This is a genomic window from Acidimicrobiales bacterium, assembly GCA_036491125.1.
In the GTDB taxonomy this organism is placed as follows: Bacteria; Actinomycetota; Acidimicrobiia; order Acidimicrobiales; family AC-9; genus AC-9.
Window position 1 is genome coordinate 1 of sequence record DASXCO010000045.1, and the last position, 4,404, is coordinate 4,404.

Sequence of the window (4,404 nt, forward strand, 5' to 3'; positions counted from 1 at the left end):
CTCCCAGGTGGTCGTGATGTCGTCGAGCTCGATACCCACCGCCTCGGCCATCATCGGCACCGTCCCACCCCACGCCATGACGAGGATCTCGGGGATCTCCAGGGTCGACGTCTGATCGGGCGGGCGTCCGATTCCCATCTCGGTCTCGTAGTCGCCGGTGTAGACGGCATAGTCGAGCAGCTCGAGCGCCCGCACCGACCGGACCTCGCCGCAGAGGCCCATCAGCGTCATCGGGAACAGGTCGTTGGCGAAGCCGGGATCGATGCCGGTGGTGAAGCAGGACGCCTCGCCCTCGGCGCAGGCCTCCTCGATGGGCTGGATCCAGTTTGGTGGGTTGTGTGCCGCCTTGGGCCAGACCCATGGCGTCATCGCGGTGGAGACGACGTCGATCCCGGCGCGGAGAAACTTTCCGACGAGCGCGATGTTGTCATCGGCGTGGGCCGCCGTCGGGCCGTAGTGAGCCAGCGCGTCGGGCGCCTTGGCGATCAGAGACTCGACGTCATCAGTGGCGATGATGCCGGCCGGAGCCAGCCCGCAGATCTCGCCCACGTCGCGGCCGGCCTTGTCGGGATTCGAGACGCCGACCCCGACGAGCTCGAACTCGGGATGCCGCAGGATCTCGGCGATCACCATCCTGCCGACGAACCCGGTGCCCCACACGACCACCCGCTTGCTCACGCCGCCACAGTACGCGAGGCGTCGGCCTCGAGGGGAAGCACCCGCCGCCTCGGTATCTCTGGCCGGGACGACGGGGGCCGGGCTCTGCCACGCTGGTGGGGTGACGACCGGTGAGAGCAGGCCCGTGGTGCTGGTCGAGCGGCGGGTGGCGGCGTCGATCGAGGACCTGCTCGGAGGGGCCACAGAGCGTCTCGCCATGGCCACGGCCGACTCGAAGTCGGGCGCCCGCTTCGAGCGCGTGTGGATCGACGGCCGCCCCCATGTCCTCAAGCACCTGCACGTCGACGACGACTGGATCATGCGCTCCACCGGGGACCTGGGTTGTCGGCCGGTGCAGGTCTGGCGGTCGGGCATCCTGGACCAGCTGCCCGCGTGCATCGACCACGCCGTGGTCGGCGCCGCCGCCGGTCTGGGCCGGAACGGCTGGGGCGGGGCGCTCCTCATGCGGGACCTGTCGGCCTCGCTGGTGCCCGAGGGGAACGGGCCCGTGAGGCTCGATCAACACCTGGCCTTTCTCGATCACATGGCGGCGCTCCACGCCAGGTTCTGGGGATGGACCGACACGGTCGGGCTCGCGCCACCGCACCATCGGTACCTCGAGTTCAGCCCAGAGGGCGTGTCCGTGGAGGCCGCGCGGGGCTGGCCCGATCCGGTACCCCCGTTGATCATCGAAGGCTGGAAGCAGCTCGCCACGATCGGCGGCTCGATCGCCGCCCCGGTGATCGATCTGGCCCACGACCCGTCGCCGCTGGTCGACGCCCTGGAGACTTCGCCCGCCACGCTGCTGCATGGCGACTGGAAGCTCGGCAACCTCGGAAGCCTCCCCGACGGACGGACCGTGCTGCTGGACTGGGCCGTGCCGGGTCGGGGATGCCCGACCGCGGAGCTGGCGTGGTACCTGGCCATCAATGCCGCCCGCCTGCCACACACCAAGGAGGCAGCTATCGCCGCCTACCGTGCCGCGCTCGAGCGCCACGGTGTCGCCACCTCGACCTGGTGGGACCGGGCGCTGGCGCTGTCGCTTCTGGGCGGTCTGGTCCAGTTCGGCTGGGAGAAGGCGCTCGGTGGGCCCGGTGCCGAGCTGGCCTGGTGGCTCGGTCGCGGCGCCGATGGCCTGGACTGCCTGTGAGCATCCACTACGAATCGCCCGAGGCGTGGGCAACCAGCGTCGACCCGGCCTACGAGGTGCTGGGCCGGGCGATCGTCACCGCCGCTCCGGTCCCGCTCCACGGGCGGTCGGTGCTCGATCTCGGGGCGGGCACGGGGGCGACCAGCCGCGCCCTGGAGGCCGCTGGAAGCCGACCGGTCGCCCTGGACCTGTCGGCCGCCATGCTGAGCCACGATCGAGCCCGCCGTCCGCCCGCCGTGGTCGGCGACATGGCGACCCTGCCCCTGTCCGCCGCCAGCGTCGGAGGAGCGATCGCGGCCTTCTCGCTCTCCCACGTCGAGGACCCCGGTGCCGTGCTCGCCGAGGCCCGCCGGATCACCGTGGTCGGGGGCCCGGTGATGGTCGGGGTCTTCGCCGAGACCGGCACCCGGCACCCGGCCAAGGAGGCCGTCGAACGCGCCGCCGCTCGCCGGGGATGGACGCCTCCGGACTGGTACGTCCATCTCAAGACGGATCTCGAGCCCAGGCTGGCCGACCCACACAAGCTGGCCGACCTCGCCGCGGCGGCCGGCCTCACCGTCGTCGGGGTGACGGACCGCCACGTCGATGCCGGATTGGACACGGCCGATGCGCTGGTCGGCTGGCGCCTGAGCGGCCCCGCGATCGCTGACTTCGTCGCCAGCCTGCCGCTTGGCGAACGTGACGCGTTGGCCGCCGAGGCCGTCGCCGCACTCGGCTCGGACGTTGCGGGGCTTCGGCTCGGCGTCCGCATCCTCGCCAGTGTCGTCCCCGCCACTCGCTGAAGGCACACGATGATCTCACGCCGCCCGGTTCGCCAGCGCCGGCTCCGGCGTGAGCGCGGGCGACTCCTCCCGCCGCTGCTGCTTGGCGGTGAACAGGGCCGCGAGCACGCCGAAGGCCGAGAAGGCCACGGCGACCCAGAGCGCAGGGGTGAAGCCGGCGGCGAACCTGACGGGTGAGGCGTAGACGCCGTGGCGGGCGAACACGCTGGCGAGGACGGCGACACCAAGGACCCCGCCGAGCTCCCGAATCGTGCTGTTCGTCCCCGAGGCGACGCCCGCCTCGGAGATCGGGACGGCGCCCATGACGGCGTTGGCGACGGTCGGGAAGCAGAACGAGGTGCCGATGCCGGCGATCGTGAGGGCCACGCCGACCTGCGCGTAACCGACGCCAGGAGAAGCGATGAGGGCGACCCAGGCGAGCCCGGCCGCCTGCAGGGCCAGGCCGAGCGCCATGAACGGACGGTTGCCGTAGCGGTCCGCGAGCACCCCGGCGATCGGAGCGATGAACAGCGGCGGCACCGACCAGGGAAGCAGCCTCACCCCCGCCTCGAGGGGCGAGTAGCCGAGGCAGATCTGGAAGAACTGCGACATCAGGAAGAGAGCCCCGAACAGCCCGGCATACATCAAGAAGCTCACCGCGTTGGCGCCCGCCACCGTGCGATCGCGGAACGAGGCGAGGTCCAGCATCGGTGCCGGGGCACGACGCTCCCACGCGAGGAACGAACCGATCAGCACCGCTCCGGCGACGAGCGTCATCGTGACCTCGGCGCTGCCCCAGCCGACGGAGTTGGCGCGGACCAGCCCCCACGTCACACCCAGTGCTCCCGTCCCCGCCAGCACGAGCCCGGTGATGTCGAGCTGCGATCGGGGGCCGAAGCTCTCGGCCAGCCGCCTGGCGGCAAGCGGGATCAGCGCCGCGCCGACGGGCACGTTGAGCCAGAAGATCCAGTGCCAGCTGATGCCCGTCACGACGGCGCCGCCGATGACCGGCCCGAACGCCACGCCCAGGCCCGTGATCCCACCCCAGAGCCCGATGGCCGCGCCCCGCTTCTCGACGGGGAAGGCTTCGCTGATCAGCGTCAGCGAGAGCGGGAACACGATCGCCGCTCCGGCGCCCTGGATGGCGCGGGCACCGACCAGCATGCTGGCCGTCGGCGACAATGCCGCCAGCGCGGACGCCCCGGTGAACAGCAGCAGCCCGATCGTGAACATACGCCGGCGTCCGAACCGGTCACCGAGGGCCGCGCCCGTCAACAGAAAGCAGGCGAACGACAGGTTGTAGGCGTTGACCGTCCACTCCAGGCTCTGCAGGCTCGAGTGCAGCTCCGCCCGTAACGCCGGCAGTGAGGTCGTCACCACCAGCGTGTCGAGGGCCGTCATGAAGACGCCGAGCGATGCAAGAACAACCGTCCACGTCTTGTGCGGCTCCTGGCGGCTGCGCTCGGCCACGGGTACACGTTCCTTCAGCACGATCATCTCTCCCGGTCGGTCGCGCCGCCCACTCGGCGGCCTCACCTACACCGACGAAGGACACGCCGTGTTTTGGACACTCCAGAAACTCACGGCGGCTCCCGCCCGCCGCCGCCCAACAGTCCCGCCTGGCGGTCCCGCTCGGTCTTGAGCTCGTGGCAGTCCCAGCACCTCCCGCTCAGGTTGGCCCGGGTGGTGGGGCCCCCGTTGGCCACCGGGTCGACGTGGTCGTACTGGATGTGGTGGCGCGTGCCGCAGTCCACGCAGATGACCCCGTCGAAGTCGGGGGGACCACCGAGGTCGAGGGCGGTGCGCAGCTCGGCGGGGATGTGGCGCCCGAAGTGC

The 4,404-nt window shown here is 71.3% G+C and carries 5 protein-coding genes; 2 read left to right on the plus strand and 3 right to left on the minus strand.

Translation table 11 applies throughout. The annotated features are described in order from the left end of the window. The coding region (locus VGF64_03630) for a hypothetical protein (protein HEY1633824.1) at window positions 1-678 on the minus strand (678 nt) is incomplete at its 3' end. A gap of 100 nt (window positions 679-778) precedes the next feature. Between VGF64_03630 and VGF64_03635 the strand changes: the two genes are divergently transcribed. After that, complete coding sequence (locus tag VGF64_03635) at window positions 779-1,807, plus strand: hypothetical protein (GenBank protein HEY1633825.1); 1,029 nt, start codon at window positions 779-781, stop codon at window positions 1,805-1,807. Beyond that, window positions 1,804-2,589, plus strand: coding sequence for a class I SAM-dependent methyltransferase (locus VGF64_03640; GenBank protein ID HEY1633826.1), 786 nt, complete (start codon window positions 1,804-1,806; stop codon window positions 2,587-2,589). The genes VGF64_03635 and VGF64_03640 overlap by 4 nt, the downstream gene beginning before the upstream one ends. Window positions 2,590-2,604: 15 nt before the next feature. Here the strand turns inward: VGF64_03640 and VGF64_03645 are convergent, their stop codons facing one another. Both VGF64_03645 and VGF64_03650 read right to left on the minus strand, forming a co-directional pair. Beyond that, entirely contained in the window at window positions 2,605-4,065 is a 1,461-nt protein-coding gene (locus VGF64_03645; GenBank protein ID HEY1633827.1) for an MFS transporter, read from the minus strand. Window positions 4,066-4,148: 83 nt separating this feature from the next. Continuing rightward, window positions 4,149-4,404 (minus strand): HNH endonuclease (locus VGF64_03650; protein HEY1633828.1); only part of this gene is annotated, 256 nt, incomplete at its 5' end.

What these genes read in the sequence shown, in the direction of transcription:
- VGF64_03645 (HEY1633827.1), bottom strand. Translation starts at nt 4,065, where the DNA reads ATGATCGTGCTGAAGGAACGTGTACCCGTGGCCGAGCGCAGCCGCCAG.